The organism is Streptomyces sp. NPDC102279 (assembly GCF_044766365.1).
In the GTDB taxonomy this organism is placed as follows: domain Bacteria; phylum Actinomycetota; class Actinomycetes; order Streptomycetales; family Streptomycetaceae; genus Streptomyces.
In genome coordinates this window covers 387,012-411,779 of sequence record NZ_JBIWLU010000005.1, presented here as the reverse complement: position 1 = coordinate 411,779, position 24,768 = coordinate 387,012, and the positions used below count along the sequence as shown (strand labels likewise).

Genomic DNA, 24,768 nt, shown 5'->3' with positions numbered 1-24,768 from the left:
GCTGAGGCGTGCCTGGGGCAGCCCTCCGTGGCACCGTTTGTAGACCACTCGTTGACATCTGTCACCGATCCTCGCGCCGGACACCAACGCCCATGCCTGGCTGCACATACTCCGAGCAATGCTCAGCTGCACATAAGGCTCCGCACTTGTTCGAAGGCAGTCGGTCCATCTGTCCGCTTCCGCTCCCTCCCGCACCCGCTCGTCCACAACCGCAGCAGAACCCGAGCGGCTCGCCCTACCGCCGTCCCTCACCGTAGCCACGACTGAACGACCGGCTGCTGCCACCACTCCGCCGACCCAGGCGAGATCGGACGGATCGCGTGGTTCCAGGCGCCGACCTCGGCAGACTTCCAGTATCGTCTCATTGACGATAAGCGAGCTGCCCTGCCAGACTGGCGGAGCATCAATGTGCCGAGGAGTAATCCTTTTTCGGCATTCTGCCGCGCCTGCACCGTCCCGTTTACTCCGCCTGGGATCGAGCCTGTACGCCACCGCCCGACCGCGCGCCACCGCACCTTATGGAGTTCCCATGGCCCATGCCCCGCAGCCCCGCCTGGACACATGGGCCACCGACCGGGCCGCCGGTGTGCTGCTCGGCGCGGCCGTGGGTGACGCGTTGGGCGTGCCCTATGAGTTCAAGGCGACGCTGCGCGACGATCAGCAGCCACGGATGATCGGTGGTGGCCTGGGACCGTACGAGCCGGGCGAGTACTCCGACGACACCCAGATGCAGGTCTGCATCGCCAAGGTCGCGGCCGACGGAGCGGATCTGCGTACGCCGGAGGCCCTTGACGCGATCGCCGCCAACTTCCAGGGCTGGCTGAGCGGCGGTGCCAGTGACGTCGGCTCGCAAACCCGCGCCGTCCTGGGCGCCGCCTCCAGTGCCTCTGGAGCGCCGGGCGCGGCGATGCTGGCCGCGGCCCGCAGTTTCACCGCCGGCAGCAACCACAGTGCGGGGAACGGCTCGTTGATGCGCACCGGGATCGTCGCCCTCGGTCATCTCGGTGACGCCGCCGAGATGGCCGAAGCCGCCGTCGCCGTCAGCGCGCTCACCCACCCGGACCCGGACTGCGCCGATGCCTGCGTGCTGTGGTGCTCCGGCATCCGCACCGCGGTGCTGCACGGAACCTTCGACGGCGTGCGCGCCGGCCTGGACCTGCTCCCCGCCGAGCGCCGCGAGGTGTGGGCGAAGCGGCTGGACGAGGCGGAGGCCAATCCGCCGCACCACTTCACCAACAACGGCTGGGTCGTCCACGCGCTGCAGGCCGCCTGGTCGGCGATCACCCGCACCGCCGTCCCCGAGTTGAGCCCCGCCGAGAACAGTTTCCCCGCGCAGCACTTCGGTCTCGCTCTGGAGGCGGCGGTGCGGGCCGGGACGGACACCGACACCATCGCGGCGATCGCGGGCGCCCTGCTCGGCGCGCGCTGGGGCTGCTCCGGCATCCCGCTGGAGTGGCAGCAGGCCGTGCACGGCTGGCCCGGCCACACCACCGGAGCCGACCTGGTCCGGCTGACAGTGCGCACCGCCCGGGGCGGGAGCGACGACGCCCAGGGCTGGCCCTCGGCACCCGGTATGTCCGTCGGCGGCCACCGCGGCTTCGCCATACCTCACCCGCACGATGACGGGGTGGTGCTGGGCAATCTGGCGCTGGCCCAGGGCGCCGGGCCGGTCGACGTCGAGGCCGTGGTCTCGCTGTGTCGCATGGGCACGGACCCGATCCTGCCCGGCACCGATGTCGAGCACGTCCGCGTGTGGCTGGTGGACAGTCAGGGGGAGAACGCCAACCTCCACTACGTTCTGGACCAGGCCGCCCGCCAGGTACTGCGGCTGCGCCAGGAGGGCAAGCGGGTCCTGCTCCACTGCCTGGCCGGACAGAGCCGCACTCCCGCCGTCGCCGCGATCTACAGCCACCTGGCCACCGGCACCGACTCCAAGACCGCGCTGGACGACCTGCGCCGGGTACTGACCAACGGCTGGCACCTCGAGGCACACCCGCAGATGCACGACGCGGTGCACGAGCTGACCACCGGGCGCGCCGGAAGCGGGCAGCAGGCCGGTCCAGACGTTGCAGCAACCGATCCGGCCGGGGCGGCGTCGGCCCACCGCACCGCGCCGCAGGTACGGGACTGGGCGCAGGCCGAGCAGCGGCAAGAGGAGCTGGACCTGGGGCCTGACGAGGAGCCGGAGCGGCAAAGGGAGTTCCTGAAGGAGAAAGGGGCCGCGTCCCGGGTGCGCGGGATGATGCTGGGCTTGGCGCTGGGCGACACGTTGGGAGCGGCGAAGGGCAAGCTGCCTGCCGAAGGCACGCTGCGGGCCGGAGTCAGCACCCAGTTGGCCTGCTTCACCGCCGAGGGCATGATCCGCGCATGGGTGCGCGGTAACCACAAGGGCATCTGCCATCCGCCGTCGGTGGTGTGGCACGCCTACTGCCGGTGGGCTGCCCTGCAGGGGATCGAGGTCGAGCGGATGCGGCAGCGCTGGGCCCAGGACGACGAGGTGTGGCCGGACGGCTGGCTCGCCCAGGTGCCCGTGCTGGCACAGCGGCGCGGTTCGGCACCGGCGACCGTGACGGCCCTGTCCAAGACCGAGCACGGAAACATGGGGATACCGACGACCAGCCGGGGCTGCCACGCGCTCACCCGTGCCCTTCCCGTCGCTGTTGTCGGCGTCGCACACGGGTCTGATCAGTCAGCCCAGTTGGCCCGGGAGATCGCCGCCCTCACCCACGGCGACCCAGCCGCGCAGTCTGCGGCAGCCCATGCGGCCGTGCTGGTCAACTACTGCCTGACCAGCGGTCCGCAGATTCAGGCAAACCTGTTCGGCGGGCAGTCGCAGGTGCAGCACGCCTTGCTGGAGGGTCTTTATGCCCTTCCTGACGCCGACCGCGGCCTGACCGCTGCTGAACGCGATCGGCTTCACACGGCGCTGCAGCAGGCCGAGGACCAGCCTGCGGACGTGGGACACCTCGCAAAACTCGCACCGGACGCCACCGCGCCCTCGGCCCTGCTCGGCGGCCTGTATGCCGCCGCCTCCTTCCCCGAGCCGGCTCAGGTGCACGATGCGCTGCGCTTCGCCGCCGGGGCGCCGGACGGTGACTCGGTCGCCTGCGTTGCCGGCGCGCTGCTCGGAGCGGCACACGGCGTCGAAGCACTGCCCATCGATCTGATCAGCCGCCACGAACTGGCCTGGGTCCTCGACACCCTGGCGCGCGACCTCATCACCCAGCTCACCGACTCCCCCAGCGGCGGCGATTACAACGGCGGCTGGGACCCGCGTTGGATGGAGCGCTACCCCGGCTGGTGACCCACCGGCCCCGCCTCGACGGCGTCGCTGTGATCAGCTGCGTCAAGGCGGGGCTGGAAGGCGTCTCCCTCCTGGAAACAGAGGCCTCTGCCTGGGCGACAGGGGCGAGTGGAGTCAAGTTACCTATGTCCGTGGTCGGGATAGGTGCTCACATCACGGGAGGACATTCCCTGACCGACGACAGAGGGCAGGGGTGGCTTTCTACGGCATTGGGTCTGCACCGCGGTCCACGGCCAGACGTTGTTCACCCCGTGGGCAGTTCCTTCAGCCCGTCACAGACCACCGTCAAGACGTCACAGGCCCCCGGCTTTTGAGATCGGTCAGGACCTGCTGCCCATACTTGGCGCCTTCACCACCTTCGTCGGCCCCCAGCCCAAGGATGTCCCTCGAACCCTCCACGGCCTCGTCAAAATGCGTATTCTGCTTCATAATGTTCCTCCCCGGGAGACTCGCCAGCACTAACTAGCGTCCTCCGGAGGGGAGTTACACCACTCACCGTACGGACCGGCGAACCTGGCTGAGGCCACGGCGGGAAGCTACAAGGAGTTCCTCCTCCAACGGCGCAGACTCATGGTCGCGATCATGCGGGACTGCTTCCAAGCACTCTGATACTGAGGCGACGACATGACTCTCTCTGCTTACGAACAACAGGAGTGGGACCGACTCCAGGAGCGAAAGGCCGCTTCCCTCAACAAGCAGGCGAGGAAACTTCTTCCGCAGCAGGCCCGAGACCGACTCGCTTCGCTCGGCCAGAAGGCGATGAACACTCCGGGCGCCGACAAAGTGGCTGCCGCCTACGGTGGAGCCGCAAAGGGTCTCGGCATGGCTGTGGGAGGCACCGCAAGTCGGACAGTGAGCAAGAAGCGTGTCGTTGAGCAGTATCGACGTGCCGGACACGACATCGCCGAGTTGGACGAGATCCGTGAACTCGACCTGCGGGTAGTCGATGAGGTCGCGAGGCGCAACTTGGTTCGGTACGGCCACGCGCTCTCGGCAGCGGCAACTGGCCTTGGATCCGCTGCAGCCGTGACAGGCGGAGAGGTGCTCGCCAGCGCCGGAACAATCGCCGGCGCTGGCGCGGGTGCCGCACCCGGATTCGCAACCGTAGCCGGGGCGATGGCCGCCGACACTGCAATAATGCTCGCCCTTGCCACTCGAACGGTCGCCGCCACAGCCCTCCATTACGGCTACTACCCAAGCGATCCCGAAGAGGAACTCTTCGTGATGTCCGTGATTGCTCTCGGAATGTCCACGGGCACATCGGCGAAGACGGCCGCGTACGCCGAACTGTCTCAACTCACCCAGTTGCTAGTAAGGAACGCTCCTTGGGCCAAGTTGAACGAGAAGGTTCTCACCAAGATCGCCCAGAGCTTCGCGGCGAAGTTCGCGCAGCAGCTGCCGAAGAAGAAGCTCGGACAGTTCGTGCCCATCGCCGGCATGGCTGTCGGCGCAGGGCTGAGCTACATGCTCGTGGATCGAATCGCTCTTTCGGCGCGCGACGCATATCGCGAACGCTTCTTGATCGAGAAGTCAGACGGCGACCTGACGGGTGACCCGAGCTACGGCGACGCCGACCCCACGCAGGACGATGACGCGATCGGCGTGATCGAACTGCTCCGGGAGGAGGATGCTCTGCCGACGTCTCCCCCGTCCGACTCCGAGGACCAGCCGGGCAACTGAGCTCGGCGAAGTACGGCAGGAGAACCGCTAGGGGCCCGAATCGGCTGTCGCCGATCAACAGGCGAGAACAGCATTTACGCAGTTCAGGGCGCACTTTCCTGAAATTATCGGTATCAGCCAACTCCGCTTGGGAAGTTCGAGCTCCACTTCGACCTCTAACGAGTTGGTCCGGGAACAGTGACGGAGTAAGACTCGAGGTGAACTCCAGTGCGCTGTTCACACGCTCGTCGGCGATCGTGGATGTGCTTCACGCGATAGGCGAGTCGACTGCTCCACTGTGCGACCTCAACGGGCGTCACCGGAACGTCACACTGCCGCAGCCACCTGACCGGGTCAAAACGCTGACTGGTGACGGTGAGTGCGTCGGCCAGGTCGAGGGCAAGGATGCGCCGGGCACGATCGTCAGCATCACTGTCGGCGATGGCGGCAGCGAGAGTTTCGTAGTTTCCGCGGTTCATGAGTGTGGCTCCCTCGGGGTGCAAGGCTGTCGTCTTGGCATGTACGACTGATCGTTGGGGCTACGCGACAGACAGCTGGGAACCCCGTCGGGATGCCAGCGTGAGGAGGGCAGCGTGCCAGTCGGCGATGACTGTGTCGTGGGCCGCGTCGGTGCAGGCCAGTAGTCGCCATGCCGTCGGTGACCAGGCGAACACGGCGTCCTGGCCAAACCGTCGGCCGAGATCCCGGGCCTGGGCGTCGTCCATTCCGACGATGGCTGCGCTGATTTCTGCGTGAGTGCCGGCCAGATCGCCTCCGACGGCCGGCCACCACTGCAGCCCATTGAGGCCGATGTTGTGCAACAGCTCGTGTTGCGCCCGAAGGTTGGCTCGCACGCTGGTGCTACGTCCGCCGGGGTTGAAGGCGGTGACGATGTGGATCGAGTGCACACCGTTGAACGGGTACGGGAGGCTCGGCACCCCACCGTCCGATGGACCCGCTGTGACACGAATGCTGTGCGCGGGGAAGGCGATGTCCACAACCGCGCGCAGATAATGCGACCACTGCGCGGGCTTGGCGAAATGAGAAACGGCAGGCACAGGAGTCTCCTTCGAAAGGGGACCCCCTTACCTGCCGGCAGGGAGATCTACAGACCCGCTAGCACGGGACGATCACAACTACCAGGTGTTGATCACCTGACGGACGGGATGCTGTCACACGGCCCTGCTCGAAGTCCATAGGCTGCCCCAAGAAAATGGGCGTCGTTGCTACACATTCCTGGCCGCGCTGGCACAGCCGCCAACCGCGACGCCCGCACCGGCATGAAGGTCGACTCTCCGATCAGCTTCGTCATCCCGTCAACGAAGCCTGGCACTCCTCGCACCGCCGAGTCGCCCGCCGGGTGGTGTTGCCGTCCGTGGCCATCGCTGGACAACTACTGCTCAGACGGTCCCAGAGTCCAGGCTCAGGATCGTGAATCCACCCCCACCGCGGCAGCTTCACCAGTTCCTCTGTGAGGTGTGTGCAGAACCCCGGCAGGTGCGCGTATTGCGTGGGTGAGATCAGGATCGTGTCAGCAGGGAACCGCCGCCATTCCTGTCGTGGCTGTGACGCGGAACGCGCCTTCGGCACGGACCCGTCAGGTGGACAGCCGCACCCCAGACCGATGATGCACTCACACCGTTCACAGCGTTCTTCCTTCACAACCCCGCTCGTTCCCATGCCTTCTCATACCTCGCCGACTTCGACCCTGTAGACGATCTTCCCGTCGAACTCCGCGAACCCGAGGGACTTGTAGAAGGCTCGGGCGCCCGGGTTATCGCGGTCGGTCATCCATTCGACGCGGCTGCACCCCGGGCGGGCCGCAGCGATGGCGCGCAGCTCGTTCATGAGGCGTTCTCCGACTCCCTGACGACGGAGCGCATCACGGACGTAGAGCTCCTTAAGGAAGAGAGAGTGAGTCGACCCCGCCGACGGCCACAGAAACGAATAGGCAGCGAGTCCGACAAGGCCCCCCGTCTCGTCCTCGACCAACAGGGCGGAGGCGAGGGGCGGTGAGCCGAACAGGGCTTCCTCGACCTGGTCCTGGCGCTCGTCGAAGGGCTGGATATCGGTGTCGGCCGTACCGTAGAACCGCTCGATCTCCTCGATCAGTTCGGCCAGTCCTCGGACATCGCTCTTCTCGGCTGGCCGGATCGTCACGGTCATCGTCGTGCAACTCCTGTCGTTTGTGCTGTCGTGCATGGTGGCTACGAGGGCCCGGCGGCAGAAGCCCCAAACGCCCAGCCGTGCCGTTGCAGAGAACCCTGGACGTGCCGTATGAGATACGCCAGGTCCGCGCAGTAGACGGACGGGTTCCTGTACCCACGTGCCGCGCTGAAGCGGTGCGGCAGGTAGCCGCCGCCGCACACAGCGACGAGCGGACAGCGTTGGCACTCCTCGGAGAGGGCAGCCGTCCCGCTCTCCTGGCGATGCAGCAGCTTGGGGTGGTGGACGGCCGCATCGAAGGAGTCGCTGAAGACGTCGAGCCCGAGCCAGGACTCGCCCTCCTCCACCGAGCGCAGGGTGTCCACGCCCTCGACGGAACCGTCGGACTCGATCACGACGCTGGCCGGCGGCGCGAGCCCGAGGGTCTCCACCGCACCGCGCGCGCCGGAGCTGAGCGCCACGATGTCCTCCAGCATGCGCACGCTGTGCCGGTACTCGGGCCGGGCAAGCCAGGCATCGTAGACGCGGCTCATCCACACCCCGTACTCCGGGACGGCGGGATCATTCCGCTCCGGCGGCGCATCGTGGGTTGCGTGCGGCAGCCCGAAATCGATCACCGGAGGCTCGAACGACGCGAGGTAGTCGTGCACCTCCACGGGATCGTTCGCCAGGTCCACAACGGCGAGCAGCCCCGCGAACAGCCCAGGCCGGGACCTCAGCAGTTCGATGCCCCGTACTGCCGAGGCCGCGCTCGATCGAGAGGCGTGCGTGAGGCGGTGCCGGTCGTTGGCGGCGGGCGGTCCGTCGAGGCTGACGCCCACCGCCACCGCGTATTGCTCGAAGAGGTCGAGCCACGCCTCCGATACGAGCGTCCCGTTGGTCTGCAACTCCAAGCGGACCTCGATGTCGGACGGGATGGCGTCCTTGAGCACGTCGAGAAGCTCCCCCAGGTGCTGGGGCCCGGCGAGCAGCGGCTCGCCTCCATGCAGCACGACGTGGACGGTCCGCAGCCCGTACACCGTCACATGCTCGGTGATCCTCCGAGCTGCTGCCCGAGCCACCTCCACACTCATCCGGGCCGGCAGGGTCCGCCAGGCCTGGTCCTTGGAGTTGAAGACATAGCAATAGTCGCAATCAATATTGCATCGGTTTGCGACCTTGAGGATGAAGGTGTGGAACGGCGTATGAGGAGACGTCGGTGTCATCGAGCAGCAGCGACTACAGCGGCCACGGCCAGATCAGCGAGGCGGCGTGAGCGCCGTCCCCGATGCTGTTCGAGGCGGCCCGCTCGGCCGCCAGGCGGCGCTGCACGCGAGCGGCAACACGGTCCAGGACTTCGGGACGGGGTGCGGACTCCGAGGTGTCCGATCCGGAGGCCGAAGGGGAGGGAACAGTCGTGCTGGGCGGCATTCAACGCTCCTCGTGATAGGTGTGCCGGGAGACCGGCGCTCTGCGATGGCGGTTGAAGCAACGGGCAGCTGGAGCTGTTGAGGCTATAGATCGGCTCGCAACGTAGCAGCGTCGCCACTCACCTCGGCATACGGAAACTGGTCACGTATTTCGCTCCGGCTCATCCCGCCTGCGACACCAAGAGCCGCTCGACGTCGTCGGCCGACGCGTCCACGCCCAACCGTCGATACACGGTGAGCGCTTCACGCAGCATCCCTTCGGCTCGGGCCGGGCCGTCGATCGTCCAATGGCAGCGGCCGATCCCTTCCAACGCCCTTGCCTCCTCCAGCGGACAGCGGACGTCCCGAGCCAGAACCAGTGCCTGTTCGAAACGCCCGCGCCCGGCAGTCGGGTCACCGGACGTCCGCAGCAGCACTCCCCAGTGGTTGAGCACCTCCGCCTCGCCACAGCGGTCGCCGAGATCGCGCAGGATCTCCAGGCTCTGCCGGAACGCCTCAACGGCACCGGCCTGCTGACCGGCGATCCCGCGGGCGACCCCCAGTTCGCTCAGCGAGGCGGCTTCGCCGCCACGGCCGCCGAGATCGCGATACGTGTCCAGAGCCTCCTCGAGCACACGGATCGCGGTCGGAATGTCACCCGACAACCGGTCCAGCACCCCGAGGTGGCGGATACTGTTCGCTCGGCCGAAGCAATCGCCGAGCTCGGTGTAGTGCTCCAGCGCCCGGGTGTGGGCATCGCGAGCACCCTCGAGATCACCGGTGAGCCGCTGTACCATACCCAACTCGTTGAGGGCGTAAGCCTGGTGGAGTCGGTCGTCCAGCGCCTTGTAGATGTCGAACGCCTCGCGCTGCCGCCGGATGGCGAGGTCGTATTCGCCCATGAGGCAGTGCACGATGCCCAGGTCTCGCAGGGAGTTGGCCTCCCCCTGCCGGTCGCCGAGCTCACGGTAGATCGACAGTGCTTCGGACTGGGCCTCGACGGCCTCATCGAACCTGCTGGTCTGGCGGCGCACCATGCCGAGGTCGGCCAGCGCATTCGCCTGACCGAGCTGGTACCCGAGCTCGCGGTAGAGAGCGAGCGCCTCAGTCTGGGCGCGGGCCGAGGCGTCGTTGTCCGCAGTCAGGTACCAAACGATGCCCACCTGGTTCAAGGCATCCGCCTTGCCACGCCGGTCCCCGACCGCGTCGTACTGCGTCACCGCCTCGTTCAGGGTCTCGGTCGCCTCGGGGTAGGAGGCCATGAAGCGCCGTATGACGCCGAGTTCGGCCAGCGCGCCGGCCAGCGCATGCTGGTCGCCGGTGTGCCTGGCGACCTCGGCTGCGGTTCGGTGGAGTCCGACGGCCTGGTCCCAGGGGCCAGCCTGTCGCAGGAAGGGTGCCATGGCCGCAGCCAGACGGATCACGAGGTCGTGCAGGGCGAGCTCGTTGGCCTGGCGGATGCAGGCAAGGATGTTGGGACGCTCATTTTCCAGCCAGGCCAGGGCCGCTGTACGCGACTCCATGCCCGGAGTCTCAACGTTCTCTGCGCCGTCCGGCGGGGGCGGCACGATGGCGCCGCCGCGGACGATGTGCTCGTTCGCGGCGGCCAGAGCTGCCAGGTGGTAGGTGCCCACACGCTGAACAGCCTGTACGTGGTCCATGCTGTCTCCTTCGTCAGCGAGACCGCGCGCATAGTCGCGTAGGAGATCGTGGAGCCTGTGACGGTTCCCCTGGTGTTCGTCGATCAGGTGGGCGTCGTAGAGCCCATCGAGCAACTGCCGGGCTACCACCACCGAAACCGAGCCGAGGGCGGCCCCGACGTACGCATCGAGTTCCGTCCCCGGGTAGAAACCCAGGCACTGGAAGAAGTGCTGGCCCTGTGGTGAAAGGTCCCGATAGGACAGATCGAACGTCGCCGCGACCGCGCGCTCCCCGGCGCGAAGTTCTCCGAGCCTGTCCCGGGCCGCCACCAACCGCTCGTGCAGATCCTCGACGCTCCAGGATGGATGGTGCCGCAGTCGCGCGGCGAGCAGCGACACCCCTAACGGGAGATAGCCGCACAACCGCACCAGGTCATCAAGTACTTCCCGGTCGAGTGAGTCCGCTGCTCGCCCGCTGAGCCGTATGAACAGGTCCAACGCGTGATCCGGCGGCAGAGCCTCGACTGGCAGCACCACTTCCTCGTGCACAGCCAGCCGCTTCCGGCTGGTCACCAACACGAGACAGTCACTCCCACTAGGAAGCAACGGCTCCAGCTGCCGATAGCTTGCGGCGTTGTCGAGGATGAGCAGTGCCTTCTTGCCTGCGAGCCTGCTCCGCCACATGGCGGCCCGCGCCTGCGTGATCGCGCCGACATCGTCGCCAACAGGTATCTGCTGGGTCGGCACACCGGTGGCCGCCAGAAGTGACGCGAGAGCCTCGGTCGCCTGCACCGGGCTACGCCCCGTTGTGTATCCGTTCAGGTTGACGAAGAGCTGCCCGTCAGGGAACCGCTCGGAGAGCACATGCCCGGCGTGCACCGCGAACGTCGTCTTCCCCACTCCGGGCATCCCGTCGATGACGTGAACCAGCAGAGCCTCACCGCTCTCCTGCGCAGCACGTACGGAGCGCACCAGCGACTCCAGCTCGGCCGAGCGATCGGTGAACGCCGTGGTGTCTCGCGGCAGCGAGCGCAGCACCAGGGCGGCCCCAGGCGGGCCTGAGCCGTCATCCGGGCGTACTGCCGGTTCGGGACTTTGCCCCGGCGCTCGGTTATCGTCCAGCGCGGTAAGCAGCGCTGTCAGCCCGGCCGTGACCACCCCAAGGATGACGAACGACAGCCAGGGGTGCGCCTGTAACCACCCCAGCCATGAAGGCCAATGCGACTGTGCAGAAACGGCGTTCGTCACCAAACCCACGAGCATGGTGGTAATCGCGCCTCCACCGGCGATGACAGCGATCGCCGCGCCCCGCCGCGCTCTCACGAGCGCGTCACCAGGTCGGCTGCTCCATACCCAACAAGCCCCGCTCCCCGGCCATCGGACCGAGGCAGCGCAGGCAGAACCGACCTGAGCACGTAGGCAACCCCCAGAAAGAAATCCAACTTGCCAAGCGGACCAGCCTCAATGCGCTTGGTCAAGGTCACCTATGCGCCATCGGACCTCCGGTCTGTCAGAGGACGGCCGCCAGTCGTGCGGATGGCAGCCCCTTCAACCACTCGAAGGGGCTGCCATCGTCCAATAACCTGCTATTTACCGGAATGGGAAGGTTGTGATCCTTGCATCCCTCGTCAACATGTGAGCCCCTTCAGGCAGGGGTCCGTGAAGCGTGACCACGAAGCCTCCGAGTTGACGTCAGCTCTCCCGGACGCCGGTGGACCACTCATTGGCGAAGTGCTCCATCTGCTTCAGGACCAGGTTGATGGCCTCGACTTCCTGGTCCGGCGGATAGTTGCGGCGGGCCAGGAGGCGCTTGATGGCACTGCGGAGGCGGGCACGGACCGGTTCGCGGGCGATCCAGTCGGGCTTGAGTTTGCTGCGGACTTCCGCGACGAGCTCGCGGGCGATGCTAGCCAGCACCTCGTCGCCCATCACCGAGCGCGCAGTGCCGTGGTCGGCCACCGCGTCGTAGAAGGCGAGCTCTCGCCAGTCCAGCGGCGGCTCGAACTTCTCGCCGCGGCGAGCGTCGTCCATGACCTCCTTCGCCATCTCGACGAGCTTGGCGATGAGCTCCGCGCTGGTGTACTGCTGCTGCATGTACCGGACCATCAAGTCCTGCAGCCGTTCGGAGAACGTGGTACGCCGGACGATGTTGTGCCGCGTCACCTCGCGCATCTTCCGCTCGATGAGCCGCCGCAGTGCTTCCGCCGCCAGGTGCGGGGTCTCACTGTTCTGCAGCTGCGCGACGAGCGCGTCGTTCAGGTGCGTCAGGTCGGCGGTCTCCAGGCCGGCCTCGGCGAATAGATCTGTCACCCCGCCAGTCTCGACGACCGAGGACGTCAGCTGCGCGAGGTACAGCTCGACATCACGGGCGACCGGCAAGCCGCGGGCCTCGCGGTCCATCGCGTCGTACTTCGCCATGTAGGCGCGGACCTCGACGAAGAACTGGACGTCCCGTCGCCAGGCCGGGTGGTCCGGGAAGCGCTCACCGATGTTGTTGGCGCTGGCGGACAGGGCGTAGAAGCGCTCCAAGCGGTGGGAATGCTCGCGAAAGCGCCGACCGAGCGTCTGGCGGGGGTCGTCGAGCTTGTCCGGGTCGTTGCCCGCAGTGCGCGGATCACGCAGGTAGTTGGCGGCCCTGATCGCCGCGTCGATGAACGCCGTCTTGGACGGCATGGCAAGCCGGGTTTGCCAGTCGAAGCCGCGCAGGATGTCCGTGAGGATGTCGTACTCGTTGCGTAGCTCGTCCAGCGCCCGGTCAAGGTCCTGGCCGAGCGTACGGTCCTCCTGGTCAGCCTCGGTGTACTCGGCGATCGCCCGCTGAAGGTTCTCGGTCAGCGGCGCGTACCCGACGAGGAGACCGTCCTCCTTGGCACGGAAACGGCGGTTGACTCGGGCCAGGGCCTGCATCAGATTGGCGCCCTTGAGCGGCCGGTCCAGGTACATCGTGTGGACGGGCGGGGCGTCGAAGCCCGTCAGGAGCATGTTGTTGACGATGAGCAGCTCCAGCTCGTCGTCGGGGTCCTTGGCCCGATTGATGACCGCCTTGCGCCGGCCGTCGCTCAGGGCATGGGCGAGCAAGTGCTCGGGGTCTTTCCGGGAGTTCGAGGAGAAGACGATCTTCATCGCCCCCTTGTCGATCTCCTTGCTGTGCCACTCGGGCCGCAATTCACACAGAGCGTCGTAAACCCGGACGCAGATCTCTCGGGTCGCGCACACCACCATCGCCTTGCCGGCCGCGCCGCCCGTCTCGGAGACGCCGACGAACGGCTTCATCCGATCACGCCGCCCCTCCCAGTGCTCCACCAGGTCCGCGGCGAGGTCCCGTATGCGGGCGGGTGCGCCGTACATCGCGTTCATCGTGGCAACGGCCTGCTCAACGCGGCGCCGCTCGGTGTCGTCGAGGCCGTCGGTGATGCGGTCGGCTTCCTCATCGATCTTCGTCGGGTCGACGTCCTTGTCCAGAATGAGCTGGACGACGCGACTCTCGTGGAAGACCTTGACGGTGGCGCCGTCGTCGGCTGCGCGCTTGAGGTCGTAGACGTCGATGTAGCCGCGGTATTCGCCCTTGTCCCCAAAGACCTCGCGGGTGTTGCGGTCGGCCTGGGAGAGCGGGGTGCCAGTGAAGGCGAGAAGCGTGGCGTGCGGGAGCGCATCGCGCAAGTGGCGAGCGTAGCCGTTGAGAGAGTCGTAGTGACTGCGGTGCGCCTCATCGACGACGACCACGATATTGCGGCGGTCCGACAGCAGCGGGTGGTCCGCTCCGGACTCCTTCTCCTCCTTGGTACGGCCGAACTTCTGGAGGGTGGTGAAGAGGATGCCGCCCGTGCGCTTGGCCGCCAACTCTTCGCGCAGCTCGGCCCGGGTGAGGATCTGCTTCGGCGCCTCCGGGAGGATCTCGCTCTCCAGGAAGGTCGAGTACAGCTGGTCGTCGAGATCCGTGCGGTCCGTAATGACGACGACGGTCGGATTCAGCAGCGCCGGGTCACGGATCACAGCGGTCGTCGTGAGGACCATTTCCTCAGACTTGCCGGACCCCTGAGTGTGCCAAACGACACCTGCCTTACCGTCACTCGCCGCAGCCTCACGCACGGCCTCCGCGGCGCGGGTCACCGCGTAATACTGGTGCGGCTTCGCGATGCGCTTCATCCGCTTCGACGGTACGAAGTTGATGAAGGACCTGATGAGGGAGAGGAAGCGCGGCTGGGTAAACAGGCCGTGCACGGCCAGGTTCTGGCCCGAATCCCATATCCCCTCGGCGTCGAGCGGGTCGACGCGGGCGCCGAACTCGTCCGTGTTCCACGGCGCAAAGTGCTCGTACGGGGTGAAGGGGGTGCCGTACTTCGCCGTGATGCCGTCGGAGAGCAGCACGACCGCGTTGTAGCGGAAGGCGGTCGGGAACTCCTCGACGTAGCGGGTGACCTGCGAGTGCGCCGTCTGGAGCGTGGCGTCCTCGTCGCCGGCCCGCTTCAGCTCAAGTACGGCGAGCGGCAGGCCGTTGACGTACAGGACAACATCGAAGCGGCGGTTCCGCTCACCGTCGATGACGGTGACCTGGTTGAGGGCGCGGTAGACGTTCGCATCCGTATCGTCCAGGTCGACCAGGCGGATGGTGGGGTTGTGCTCGGCGCCGAAGGCGTCGGTGTATGTGACGGAGCGGATGCCAGCCGTGAGGTAGCCGTGCGCGGTTCGGTTCTCCTCGTAGGTGTCCTGCGAGGAGGGAGTCGCCGCGGCGGCGACTCCATCGCGGACAGCGTCCGAGGGGAGGTCGGGGTTGAGCCGCTCGATCGCCTCCCGGAGGTCGGAGTACAGGATCAGGTCATCCCACGACTTGCGGTGGTCGGAGCCGGGTGCGAACTCGTTCCCTGGCCTGGGCAGCCAGGCGAGTTCTGCAAGTTCATCGAGGGCTAGCAGCTCCCAGTCGGACTCGAAGGGGCGGTGGCGCTCTCTGCCGTTTGCAGGGTGCATCATGCGTGGTCCTCGACAATCTTCTCAGCGTCTTTGACACGGAGGCGGCCGAACATGAGTTGGGGAAGGAGAGCGTCGCGGAGAGTGGCGAGGGTAAGATTCTCTTCCTCGCGGCTGCGCTGCAGCCGGAAAAGGTTGCGTGCTTCAACCGTGAATTCCTGCATAGCCTCAGAGGCAGGAATCCGAAGCAGCAGCGACTGCGCTCTCTCTCGATTGAGTCCCGGCACGGCAGAGTCAGAATTCATGTACTCCAATCCCAGCCCCCTCAGAGCGAAGTACATGTACTCCAAGGAAACCTTGTTGCTTTTGCAGGCAATATAGAAAGTGGTGTCGATGGGGAAGAAGTCCACCTCAGACCAGTAGACGGTCCCCACGGTTCCCTTACGGCCGACGGCGATTCCAGGGCCCTTCACCAGGAATTCGTTATGCGAGCCACTGATTCCCCCGCTCCCGAACACGGGGATAAGGCCAGCGATACGCCTTGTCGCAGGCAGAGACTTTCCATACTTAAGTTCGACCACGTCGCCAACAGTCACCTTCTCGTGGGCCGAATTGGAGAGAAGCTGAAACTTCACCCTGCCCAACTCCATGGCTGCGGCCGAGATACGTTCATTGATGGCGATCTTGTCATCCAGCGCTCCAAGTACGGCGCCGATTCGACGCTGTGCCTCTACTTCCGGAACTGGAGGAATTTTTAGCTCACGAACCTGCCCCAGCCTCAAATGGGCCACCGTTGAACCGGATGCCTGCGACTGCAACAGGTCTTGAAGAGTGGGACTCAGGAGGAAATAGTGAAGGAAACGTGAATCGGAATACTGCTTACTTGGACGCAGGAGCATCGTCCGCTGACCAAGGCAGACATTCATCCCCTCTTCAATTCGACCCACCCGCCCTACAGGGGCCTCGCGAGTGAGAATAATATCGCCTTCGCGGGGAGTTGCGCGTGCCGTCCAGATATCGAACGTCCCCTGACTCACAGGTTTGGCTTCCGAGAGTCGGATTCGCCCATTTACGATGTTCGGAGTGCCGATGGCAAATCCCACTGCTTGTTCTCCTGGAGCAGCTTCGGGCGGCGTACGATTCTTGCAGTCCACCACGAGCTCGCAAAGGTCTGCCAACGTCAGCTTGTTCATCCAATGCTCCCCAGCTGCTCCCGAACTTCCTTCTCCAGCTCCGCCGACCTGTTGAACAGCTCATATAGCTCGCCCGTCAAGCTAGCGATCCTCGCTGCCACCGCCTCCGCGTTCTCTACCTCCGCCTCAACAGCTCCCACGTAGAGCCCCGGCGTCAGCACATAACCGTGCTCGCGGACGGTCTCGAGGCCCGCAGAGAAGCAGAATCCGGGCTCGTCTGCATAGGTCAGCCTCTCCTCACGGGCTGAGGTTGTGCCACGCCAAGCGTGGTATGTCCCGGCGATCTTCGCGAGGTCGTCCTCCGTCAGAATGCGCTCAGTCCGATCGACCATCTCGCCCATGCTTCGAGCATCGATGAAGAGAATCTCGCTGCGGCGGTCGTCGAGGCGCTTCGCACCCTGCGGGGTCTTGTCCTTGGACAGAAACCACAGACACGTCGGAATCTGTGCCGTTCGGAACAGCTGAGGCGGCAGCGCAACCATGCACGCCACTAGGTCTGCTTCAATGAGTGCCTGCCGGATCTCCCCTTCACCGCTCTGCTGAGAGGTCATCGAGCCGTTGGCGAGAACGATGCCGGCCGTGCCCCTCTCGCCCAGCTTGGAGATCATGTGCTGGAGCCATGCATAGTTGGCGTTACTCCTCGGTGGAACTCCGTACTTCCACCGAGGGTCGCCCTCATCCCGCGCCCAGTCCTTGATGTTGAACGGCGGGTTGGCCATCACGAAGTCGGCCTTGAGATCGGAGTGCTTGTCCTCGGCGAAGGTGTCGCCCCAACGAGGGGCGAGGTTGCCGTCGATGCCGTGGATGGCAAGGTTCATCTTGGCCAGGCGCCAGGTGCGCTCATTGAGCTCTTGACCGAAGACCGAAATATCGGCTTTGTGGCTGCGCCCTCGGTGGGCTTGGATGAACTTGGCGGCTTGGACGAACATGCCACCCGAGCCGCACGCCGGGTCGTAGACCCGCCCCTGGTATGGCTCCAGAATCTCCACGATCAGGCGGACGACGGATTGGGGCGTATAGAACTCACCAGCCCGCTTTCCCTCGGCTCGGGCGAAGTTGCCCAGGAAGTACTCGTAGACCTCGCCCAACACGTCCTGCGCGGGCTTGTCCTCGGTGCCACCAAAGCGAGCGTCGCTGATGAGGTCGACAAGCTCGGCAAGGCGCTTCTGGTCGATGCGGTCCTGGTTGAAGATTTTCGGGAGGACACCCTTGAGCGAGGCGTTCTCCGTCATCACCGCATCCATCGCCTCGTCAAGGAGCTTGCCCACGCCCTGGCTCTTGGCGTTGGCGGCGATCCACGACCAGCGGGCGGTCTCCGGGACCCAGAAGACATGGGCGCCGGTGTACTCGTCGCGATCCTCCAGGAAGTCGTCGAGGCGGTCCTCAGAGATTCCGTCCTCGGTGAGTTCCTTGGACAGCTCAGCGCGGCGCTCCTCGAAGGCATCGGAGACGTACTTCAGGAAGATCAGGCCAAGAACGAACTCCTTGTACTGCGCAGCATCGATGGATCCGCGCAACTTGTCCGCGGCCTTCCACAGGATCGCCTGGATCTCCTTGGCGGTGGAGGCGCTGAACAACTCCGCCTGGTCAGTGGGCTTCTTTGCAGCGGTAGCCATCAGGCAGACCGTCTCCTTCAGTCGTCGGTTCCGGGAAGGTTCTGAATGGTCAGCGTGCCGTCGGCGATGCCGGCGGCCGTGATGCAGGCAAGGTCATCAAGGGCCGCGGACTGCTCCCTCAGCAGCGCCGCGCGGCTCTCAATCTCGGCGAGCGCTGCGTCGTAACGCTCGGCTTCTGCTCGCCCCAGGTCGGGGATGAGTAGGTCCTCGATGCTCCGGGAGGCCCGTACGGCTCCGCTGGTACGGGCGTACTCGGCGGCAGCCGCCCTCAGCAGCGCCGCCAACGCCCTTGGCCGGACTGGCGGGTCCGCGTCGGGATGGACTCGCAGGATGCGGGCCGGAGCAGCGACGACCGACAGGCCCTCCTCGTCAACGTGGACGCCGAAGCGCGGGTTGGCGGTGACGACAATGTCGCCGGGCTCGGTGAACTGTGCGTGCTCGTACGCAGTGAGGAGTAAACCGCGGTCGATCCGACGGCTGCCCGCCCGCGAGGTTCCGAGGACTTCGCCCGGGGCGAGCACCGGGTAGTGGCCCTCCGCAGTGATGTGTTCGGGCGCAATGCGGTGGCCGGGGCGTCGACGCAGACGGCGCTCCTCGATGAGCCGCCGGACCGTGGTACGCCGTACCGGCTGATCCTCGGGGCGCAGGACAGCCTGGATGCGCAGCGCCGCGCGCAGGTCGGCCTGCTGTCGGCGGGCCTGCTCCTGGAGCTCCGTCAGGCGCTGCTCCAGGTCGCCGATGCGGGCCGGGCGCTCCATGACCGCGCGGGTGTAGCGGGCCTCGACAGGGCGCTGGTGCGGAGTGAAGGCGGTACCCGGCCGGTCGTCAAGGTCCTTCGCAGGGACGATCACGGCGTGTCGCGGCTCGTGTCGACGGTCCCCGCGCCAGCCGGAGGAGCGCCAGATGGCGATGTCCTCGGCGAGGGCGTCGAGGACCGGCTCGGTGAGCGGCTGCGCCGAGAAGTCGGAGAGGAGGACGCGACCAGCTCGCTCTGCCTCCGCCGTACGGGACAGCACCCACACGGCGGTGCGGTAGCCAGGACGGTAGGCGAACGCCCCGTCGGGGAGGCTGATCGCGGCCTTCAGGAGGCCATCGTGAAGGAAGGAGCGGCGTAGCCGGTCGGCCTCGCCGTGCCGGGGAAGCGGGCGTACGAGAACGTCGGCGGGGCCGAGGACGACGGCCACGGAGCCGGTGCCGAGGTAGTCGGTGAGTGCCTGCACCTGCTCCAAGACGAGCTGCGGGCTGCGGGTCTCCGCGCCTTCGTACGGGAGGACGCAGGCCAGCAGGTCCGGGTACCCCCACTCGTCGGCGGAGGACGACAGGTCCTCGCCCTCTATGACGTCGAGATGGAACTCGTACACCCCGCGCACGAGCATCCGTCGACGCACGAGGCGGACCCGGGCCGGGTCGGGGTCAGCGGCAAGGTAGGTGTGACCGGAGCCTTCGGTGGCTCGGTCGTGCAAAGCCGCGAGGAGGTCGCCGGCTCGGGCGTGGGGGGTGGCGATCACGGACTCCTCGCCCAGGACGTCAACACCGGACAGCGCGGCGAGGGCCCGGACAACCGCTGGGGTGGTCTCGTCGGCGGCCAGGTCGTGGGTGCCGAGGCGGCGGCGGGCCTCCAGGACCCAGTCGAAGGCCTCTGCGGGAGAGTAGGCGGCCTCCGTCAGCTCGTCCGCGAGAGCGGCAAGGGTGGGGCCGGTGCGGTCCGGGTCGGGCACGGCGCGCAGCTCAGCGAGCAGAAAAGTGTCTTCGGAGTCGAGGTCGTCGGCCCGGGCCAGTAGCGCTTCCCAGCTCTGGCCCGACACGGCGGTGTCCAGCTGCTGACGCAGACAGATCAGCGCGGTCAGCGCTCCCACCAGAACGGATGCGGGCAGGGTGGAAGTCCGCCAGGCGGAGAGGGTGTGCAGGGCCAGCTCGGCGCGCAGCCGACGGGGGTCAGCATTTCCGCGGCCGGTTGTCGTCAGCCAGTCGACGACCGCACGGGCGTCGAACAGAGGGCGGCCGTCCTCATGGGCGACAGGCGCTGGGAAGTCCGCGTGCCTACGGCTCCAGGTGGTGGGAACGGGCCGCTGCACGTGCGCGAGGGCGGCGATTTCGGCGTATGTGATCCGCCACGCCGGCATCTCGGGCAGGATGTGGGATCCCGCTTCGAGCGCACCGCTCATCGTCTCCACCACCCTTCCCGTACGGGCCTTGTCCTGTCCGCTCCGGGAGGAAATCCCGGCTATGGAGCAAGTGGCAGAACCCTACTGCGAACGGACCCTGCTACGACCAGAGTGCTTGATAACCGGGGTTATCAGATTCATTCACTCATCCTGTCATCCACGAACGTCACCTTGGCCTCCGTTGACACATGGCCCGCGTGGGACTGCCCACGCGACAACCCGGAGGTCCCTGAGATGACTGGCACTCCCTCGATTCTGCCCGCCGCCCAGCCCGACGGGGCAGCCCCGACCACCAGCTGGGCCGCCATGTCGCCCTCGGTGCCGCCGCAGCCGCCGGTCCAGAGGCCGTCTCGCCGGAAGGCCTGGCTCACTCACGGCGCGACGGCCTTCGTCGCGCTGATCTTCGGTGCCGCAATCGGCGGGAACGGAGAGTCGAGCAGTGCGGCGAACTCCGCGCGGCCCGCACCCGCCGTCACCGTCACCAAGACCGCCGGTGCCGCTGCGCCGAAGCCGGCCGCGACTGTCACCAAGACGGCCAAGGAGACAGTCACCGCCAAGCCGAAGCCGACCAAGAAGCCCGGGCCGCCCGACACCATCGAGGGTGACGGCCAGTACCTGGTCGGCGAAGACATCCAGGCCGGCACCTACAAGACCACCGGACCCGAAAACGACAACTTCGGCCTCGGCTGCTACTGGGCCCGGACCAAGAACGCCTCCGGCGAAATGGAGGCGATCATCGCCAACGACAACATCACCGGCCAGTCGCGCGTGACGGTAAACAAGGGCGAGTACTTCGAGACCAAGGGCTGCCTGAAGTGGGAGAGGGTCGGCTGACGCCACCCCTTGCGGTTCTCCCCTCACCAGGGCGGAGGCGGGCTGCCGCGCTCGCGGCCGCCCGCCTCCGCCCTGTTCCAAGTCCTGAGAGGAACCACAGCGATGTCCGAATCCGAGCCGTCTGTTCACGTCCCCGCCCCGGCTCCGGGTCCCGAACCAGTCACACCGAATCCCGCCCCGGCGCCGGCCCCAGTCCCGTCCACGCCAACGTTCTCGCAGGAGGAAGGCCATGCCCCTGCCGGGCCATTGAACCCTTCCCGCTGGGCACGACTGCACCGGGGCACTGTCCTGACCCTCGGCGTCGGAGCAGGAGCCGCAGCGATGGCGGCATGCTGGCTGACCGTGTCTCTCATCGGCGGAGACACAGTCGGGGCGAAGGGTGGCAGTCCTTCGAAAGCCGTCACAGCCGAGGAGACGAAGCCACCGGAACCGTTCGGGACCGATGGCACGATCACGCTCACCGACGTCGGCGCGGACCTCGAAGACGGGGAGCCGTGCTCCGGAACGGGCGGCTACTCCGACATCGACTTCGGCGCCCAGGTCAACATCACCGATGCGGTGGGAACCCTGGTCGCCACCAGTTCTCTCGGCCTCGGGGAGAAGACTGAGGCGGGCTGCGCCTTTGCGTTCACGGTCGACGAGATCTACCCGGGATCGAAGTTCTACACCGTCGAGGTGTCCCACCGCGGGGGGCTCACCCAGACCGAGACCGAACTGCGCGCCGGCGGACTCGAGTTCACACTCGGCGACTGACAGGGGTTCGGCAGGGACAGCACGATAGGCGCGCGTCCAAGCGCCACCTGTCCCGACCTCGGCACCCAGACCGTCTCTGGCCATGAAACCGCCGGAACAGCCAGGGCTGCGAAATCGAGCACGCACTACGGATAGGCAACTGAACTTCTCATAGCAGAAGTTGATAACCCGGGTTATCAATTTCTGGACGATGCACAACACCTGGTTCTCCCTATCGTTCCCGGTGTCGGATGCGGCGCAGGAGTCACACCCTCCACGGTCGCAGCCGGTGTCCCACCCTTCCTCCGCATCAGCACCGGACCCGGGAGACACCCCATGACCGTGACGGAACAGCCCGAACAGAACGCGCTCCACCTCACCCTCCCCGCCCAGCGGACTCAGGTCGAGCAGCCCGTCCCTGTGGCGGATCTGGTGCAGACCCGCCTGGCGGGGGCAGACCTCACCGAGGCCGTGAAGGTGATCCTCAAGGAGGCCCTGGGCGACGGCGAGACCCGGCAGGCCGCCCAGGCCGGACGGATCTACCTCGAGTCCGTCGCCGTCGCCCGGTTCCGCGGCATCGGTCCCCGTGCCTGGCTGAAGCTCAGCCCCCGGCCCGGCGTGAACCTCGTCGTCGGCCGTAACGGCTCCGGCAAGTCCAGCATCGCCGAGAGCATCGAGACGGCCTTCACCGGCACCAACCTGCGGTGGCACGGAAAGGACGCGACGCGCAGCCGTAACTGGCGCAACCTGCACGACACCGGCAAGCCGGAGATCGAGGTGAAGCTCGCGATCGAGGGGGACACCGGTCGCAGCACACTGACCCGGACGTGGAAGGGCGAGGACTTCAACGACTCCGAGGGTGAACTCAAGCGGCCCGGGCACGGTCGTGTGCCCCTCGACCAGGTGGACTGGAGGCAGGCCCTGACGGATTACCGGCCCTTCCTGTCGTACGTCGACCTGGACCGCATGATCAGTGGCAAACCGTCCGAGATGTACGACGCCATCGCCACCATTCTCGGTCTGGGGCAGCTCAACACTGCCGACAGTCGGCTCCGTGCGGAGGCCAAGGCGCTCGAGGACGCGGCGAAGGTGGCGAAGGCGGAGCTGCCGAGCCTCAAGGAGGGCTTGTACGAGCTCGAGGACGACGAGCGCGCGGTAGAGGCACTCGTGGCCATCGACTCGAAGGGGGCTCCCGACTTCGCGACCCTTGAAGCATTGGTCAGTGGTCTGCCCAACGCCGACGAGGGCCTGCTCGCCGAGCTGCGCGCCGAGGCCGACGTAGAGGGACCCGACATGGCAAGGGTCGGCGCGGCTGTGGACCGGCTGCGTAAGGCCCTCGCCAACGTCGAGGACCTGCGCGGTACTGGCGCCGAAGACGCTCTGCAGCGTGCGGAACTCCTCGAGCGGGCGGTGGCACACAACGACCGCCACCCCGACGAGGATTCGTGTCCTGTGTGCCGGACCGACGGGATGCTGGACGCTGCCTGGGCCACGGATGCCACCGCCCAGATCGCCGCACTGCGGCAGGAGGCGACGGCCGCCGCGGACGCGCGCAGCGAACTCCGGTCGGCCGCTCGGGCTGTGCAGGACCTCGTCCACACGCCTGGGCGGATCCCCGTCGCCCTGACCGATCCCTGGGGCGCCTGGACCGCCTGCCGTACGATCAGCGATCCCGCCGAACTCGCCCGGCGTGCCCACGAAACCGCCGCGCCCTTGGCCGATGCCTGCGCCGCGGTCAAGGAAAGGGCCTGCAGGGAGCTGGAGAAGCGGGACGAACGCTGGCGCAGGCTTGTCACCCGCCTGACGGGCTGGGCGGAGAAGGCCCTCGCCGTAGAGACGAACAAGGGCCGGCTGCGTGACCTCAAGAAGGCGAGCACCTGGATCAAGGCCCTGGCCGCCGAGCTGCGGGAGCAGCGTATGGAGGGCTTCGCGGACCACTCGCAGCGGATCTGGGAAAAGCTTCGCCAGGAGAGCAACATCGACCTCACGGCCGTGAGCCTGAAGGGCAGCGAGAAGGCTACCGTCCGCAAGCTCGTCATGGACGTCTCCGTCGACGGTCAGGAAGCCTCAGCGCTCAGCGTCATGAGCCAGGGCGAACAGCACTCCCTCGCGCTGTCCCTGTTCCTGCCCCGGGCCGCCACCGCCGACAGCCCGTTCGGCTTCGTCATCATCGACGACCCCGTGCAGTCCATGGACCCCGCCAAGGTTCACGGACTCGCTCAGGTCCTGTCCGAACTCGGCAAGCACCGGCAGGTCGTTGTGTTCACCCACGACACCCGGCTCCAGCGGGCGTTCGCCGGCCAGGAACTGCCCGTGACCGTGTTCGAGGTCGACCGGGGTACGTCGTCGAGAGTGACGGTCAAGCCTGTGACCGACCCGGTCGCCCAGGCGCTCGCCGACGCCATGGCCATCGTCAGCACCCCGGACCTTCCGTCGGCGGCACGAACTCATGTGCTGCCCAGCCTGTGCCGTATCGCCCTGGAAAACGCCTTCCTCGAAGCCGCATGGGTCCGACACCACCGCTCCGGCGGTTCCGAGCACGCGCTGCAGGCCGCCATCGGCGACGCTGACAAGTTCAGGAAGATCGCGGCACTCGCCCTGTTCGGCGACATCGGGCGGACCGCCGACGTCGACCAGGAAGTGCGCACTCGCTATGGAGCCCAGGCGGCATACCTCATCAAGCAGTGCCAGATGGGTGCCCATTCGGGAGGCGCACAGATCACTGACGCACGCCGTTTCGTGAAGGACGTCGAGGCCCTGGCGCAGACGGTGCGCAAGCCGGAGGTGACCGCGTGATGACCAGTCCTGCCACCTCCGTCGAAGACCTCCTGCTGACGGCCGACCGGCTCCTCATCGGCAACCTCGGCGCCACAGCAGTCGGCTGTCACCGCGGAGCGGCCTTGGCGCTGCGGACCGCCCTGGAGGTCGCTGTCGGCCAAGTGCTGGACGCGGCGGTGCCCGGGTTGTCCAGGACCACCGGGCGGGCCCGGATGCTCTGTCTGCGCTGCTACACCGCGGCGGAAACTGCCCGTCGGGCCAAGGCCGTCTGGTCTCACCTGTGTCTGGGGTGCCACTACCACCAGTACGAGATCGGCCCCACGCGCGACCAGGTTCTTGCCTGGCGGGCGGAGGTCGGCGAGCTGGTCCGAGAATTCGGCCCCTGACC

16 protein-coding genes are annotated in these 24,768 nt (G+C 66.8%); 7 read left to right on the top strand and 9 right to left on the bottom strand.

Going from position 1 to position 24,768, the window contains the following annotated elements; all coding sequences use genetic code 11:
• Positions 1-529: 529 nt before the first annotated feature.
• The 3 genes from ACIRQH_RS14715 to ACIRQH_RS14705 all read left to right on the top strand — a co-directional run bounded on the left by ACIRQH_RS14715 (position 530) and on the right by ACIRQH_RS14705 (position 5,493).
• A complete protein-coding gene (locus ACIRQH_RS14715) occupies positions 530-3,304 on the top strand; it encodes an ADP-ribosylglycohydrolase family protein (protein ID WP_404226014.1) in 2,775 nt (924 codons plus the stop codon).
• A 624-nt stretch (positions 3,305-3,928) separates the two neighbouring features.
• Positions 3,929-4,984 carry an EcsC family protein gene (locus ACIRQH_RS14710; RefSeq protein WP_404226012.1) on the top strand — a complete coding sequence of 352 codons (1,056 nt, stop codon included), beginning with the start codon at positions 3,929-3,931 and terminating at the stop codon, positions 4,982-4,984.
• A 197-nt stretch (positions 4,985-5,181) separates the two neighbouring features.
• The gene (locus ACIRQH_RS14705) at positions 5,182-5,493 is read left to right on the top strand and encodes a hypothetical protein (RefSeq protein WP_404226010.1); all 312 of its coding nucleotides are present in this window, start codon (positions 5,182-5,184) and stop codon (positions 5,491-5,493) included.
• Between the two features lie 9 nt (positions 5,494-5,502).
• Here the strand turns inward: ACIRQH_RS14705 and ACIRQH_RS14700 are convergent, their stop codons facing one another.
• From ACIRQH_RS14700 to ACIRQH_RS14660, 9 genes are all read right to left on the bottom strand, one after another.
• On the bottom strand, positions 5,503-6,021 hold the full coding sequence (locus tag ACIRQH_RS14700) for a DUF3293 domain-containing protein (protein WP_404226008.1): 519 nt from the start codon (positions 6,019-6,021) through the stop codon (positions 5,503-5,505).
• Between the two features lie 628 nt (positions 6,022-6,649).
• Positions 6,650-7,129: a cyclophane-containing RiPP N-acetyltransferase HaaN gene (haaN, locus tag ACIRQH_RS14695; protein WP_404226006.1), complete on the bottom strand. Its 480-nt coding sequence runs from the start codon at positions 7,127-7,129 to the stop codon at positions 6,650-6,652.
• Between the two features lie 41 nt (positions 7,130-7,170).
• Positions 7,171-8,334 carry an FxsB family cyclophane-forming radical SAM/SPASM peptide maturase gene (locus ACIRQH_RS14690; RefSeq protein ID WP_404226004.1) on the bottom strand — a complete coding sequence of 388 codons (1,164 nt, stop codon included), beginning with the start codon at positions 8,332-8,334 and terminating at the stop codon, positions 7,171-7,173.
• Between the two features lie 13 nt (positions 8,335-8,347).
• The gene (gene haaA / locus ACIRQH_RS14685; protein ID WP_404226002.1) at positions 8,348-8,539 is read right to left on the bottom strand and encodes a HaaA family cyclophane-containing RiPP peptide; all 192 of its coding nucleotides are present in this window, start codon (positions 8,537-8,539) and stop codon (positions 8,348-8,350) included.
• 160 nt (positions 8,540-8,699) lie between these two features.
• Positions 8,700-11,480 (bottom strand): cyclophane-containing RiPP biosynthesis TPR protein HaaT, encoded by a 2,781-nt coding sequence (gene haaT, locus ACIRQH_RS14680; RefSeq protein WP_404226000.1) that lies wholly within the window; start codon positions 11,478-11,480, stop codon positions 8,700-8,702.
• Between the two features lie 369 nt (positions 11,481-11,849).
• On the bottom strand, positions 11,850-15,125 hold the full coding sequence (locus tag ACIRQH_RS14675) for a type I restriction endonuclease subunit R (protein ID WP_404225998.1): 3,276 nt from the start codon (positions 15,123-15,125) through the stop codon (positions 11,850-11,852).
• Entirely contained in the window at positions 15,122-16,255 is a 1,134-nt protein-coding gene (locus tag ACIRQH_RS14670) for a restriction endonuclease subunit S (protein ID WP_404225996.1), read from the bottom strand. The genes ACIRQH_RS14675 and ACIRQH_RS14670 overlap by 4 nt, the downstream gene beginning before the upstream one ends.
• On the bottom strand, positions 16,252-17,871 hold the full coding sequence (locus ACIRQH_RS14665) for a type I restriction-modification system subunit M (protein ID WP_404225994.1): 1,620 nt from the start codon (positions 17,869-17,871) through the stop codon (positions 16,252-16,254). The genes ACIRQH_RS14670 and ACIRQH_RS14665 overlap by 4 nt, the downstream gene beginning before the upstream one ends.
• Before the next feature lie 17 nt (positions 17,872-17,888).
• Complete coding sequence (locus ACIRQH_RS14660; RefSeq protein WP_404225992.1) at positions 17,889-20,036, bottom strand: hypothetical protein; 2,148 nt, start codon at positions 20,034-20,036, stop codon at positions 17,889-17,891.
• 234 nt (positions 20,037-20,270) lie between these two features.
• Here ACIRQH_RS14660 and ACIRQH_RS14655 point away from each other — a divergent pair, with 234 nt between their 5' ends.
• The 4 genes from ACIRQH_RS14655 (at position 20,271) to ACIRQH_RS14640 (ending at position 24,766) form a co-directional block, all read left to right on the top strand.
• Positions 20,271-20,870 (top strand): hypothetical protein, encoded by a 600-nt coding sequence (locus tag ACIRQH_RS14655; protein WP_404225990.1) that lies wholly within the window; start codon positions 20,271-20,273, stop codon positions 20,868-20,870.
• Positions 20,871-21,191: 321 nt separating this feature from the next.
• A complete protein-coding gene (locus tag ACIRQH_RS14650; RefSeq protein ID WP_404225988.1) occupies positions 21,192-21,623 on the top strand; it encodes a hypothetical protein in 432 nt (143 codons plus the stop codon).
• A gap of 315 nt (positions 21,624-21,938) precedes the next feature.
• Positions 21,939-24,398: an AAA family ATPase gene (locus tag ACIRQH_RS14645; RefSeq protein ID WP_404225986.1), complete on the top strand. Its 2,460-nt coding sequence runs from the start codon at positions 21,939-21,941 to the stop codon at positions 24,396-24,398.
• A complete protein-coding gene (locus ACIRQH_RS14640) occupies positions 24,398-24,766 on the top strand; it encodes a hypothetical protein (protein WP_404225984.1) in 369 nt (122 codons plus the stop codon). The genes ACIRQH_RS14645 and ACIRQH_RS14640 overlap by 1 nt, the downstream gene beginning before the upstream one ends.
• Positions 24,767-24,768: the final 2 nt, after the last annotated feature.

What these genes read in the sequence shown, in the direction of transcription:
- ACIRQH_RS14690 (WP_404226004.1), bottom strand. Translation starts at nt 8,334, where the DNA reads ATGACACCGACGTCTCCTCATACGCCGTTCCACACCTTCATCCTCAAG.
- ACIRQH_RS14675 (WP_404225998.1), bottom strand. Translation starts at nt 15,125, where the DNA reads ATGATGCACCCTGCAAACGGCAGAGAGCGCCACCGCCCCTTCGAGTCC.
- haaA (WP_404226002.1), bottom strand. Translation starts at nt 8,539, where the DNA reads ATGCCGCCCAGCACGACTGTTCCCTCCCCTTCGGCCTCCGGATCGGAC.
- ACIRQH_RS14640 (WP_404225984.1), top strand. Translation starts at nt 24,398, where the DNA reads ATGACCAGTCCTGCCACCTCCGTCGAAGACCTCCTGCTGACGGCCGAC.
- ACIRQH_RS14710 (WP_404226012.1), top strand. Translation starts at nt 3,929, where the DNA reads ATGACTCTCTCTGCTTACGAACAACAGGAGTGGGACCGACTCCAGGAG.
- ACIRQH_RS14655 (WP_404225990.1), top strand. Translation starts at nt 20,271, where the DNA reads ATGACTGGCACTCCCTCGATTCTGCCCGCCGCCCAGCCCGACGGGGCA.
- ACIRQH_RS14665 (WP_404225994.1), bottom strand. Translation starts at nt 17,871, where the DNA reads ATGGCTACCGCTGCAAAGAAGCCCACTGACCAGGCGGAGTTGTTCAGC.
- ACIRQH_RS14715 (WP_404226014.1), top strand. Translation starts at nt 530, where the DNA reads ATGGCCCATGCCCCGCAGCCCCGCCTGGACACATGGGCCACCGACCGG.
- ACIRQH_RS14645 (WP_404225986.1), top strand. Translation starts at nt 21,939, where the DNA reads ATGACCGTGACGGAACAGCCCGAACAGAACGCGCTCCACCTCACCCTC.
- ACIRQH_RS14650 (WP_404225988.1), top strand. Translation starts at nt 21,192, where the DNA reads ATGGCGGCATGCTGGCTGACCGTGTCTCTCATCGGCGGAGACACAGTC.
- ACIRQH_RS14660 (WP_404225992.1), bottom strand. Translation starts at nt 20,036, where the DNA reads ATGAGCGGTGCGCTCGAAGCGGGATCCCACATCCTGCCCGAGATGCCG.
- ACIRQH_RS14670 (WP_404225996.1), bottom strand. Translation starts at nt 16,255, where the DNA reads ATGAACAAGCTGACGTTGGCAGACCTTTGCGAGCTCGTGGTGGACTGC.
- haaN (WP_404226006.1), bottom strand. Translation starts at nt 7,129, where the DNA reads ATGACCGTGACGATCCGGCCAGCCGAGAAGAGCGATGTCCGAGGACTG.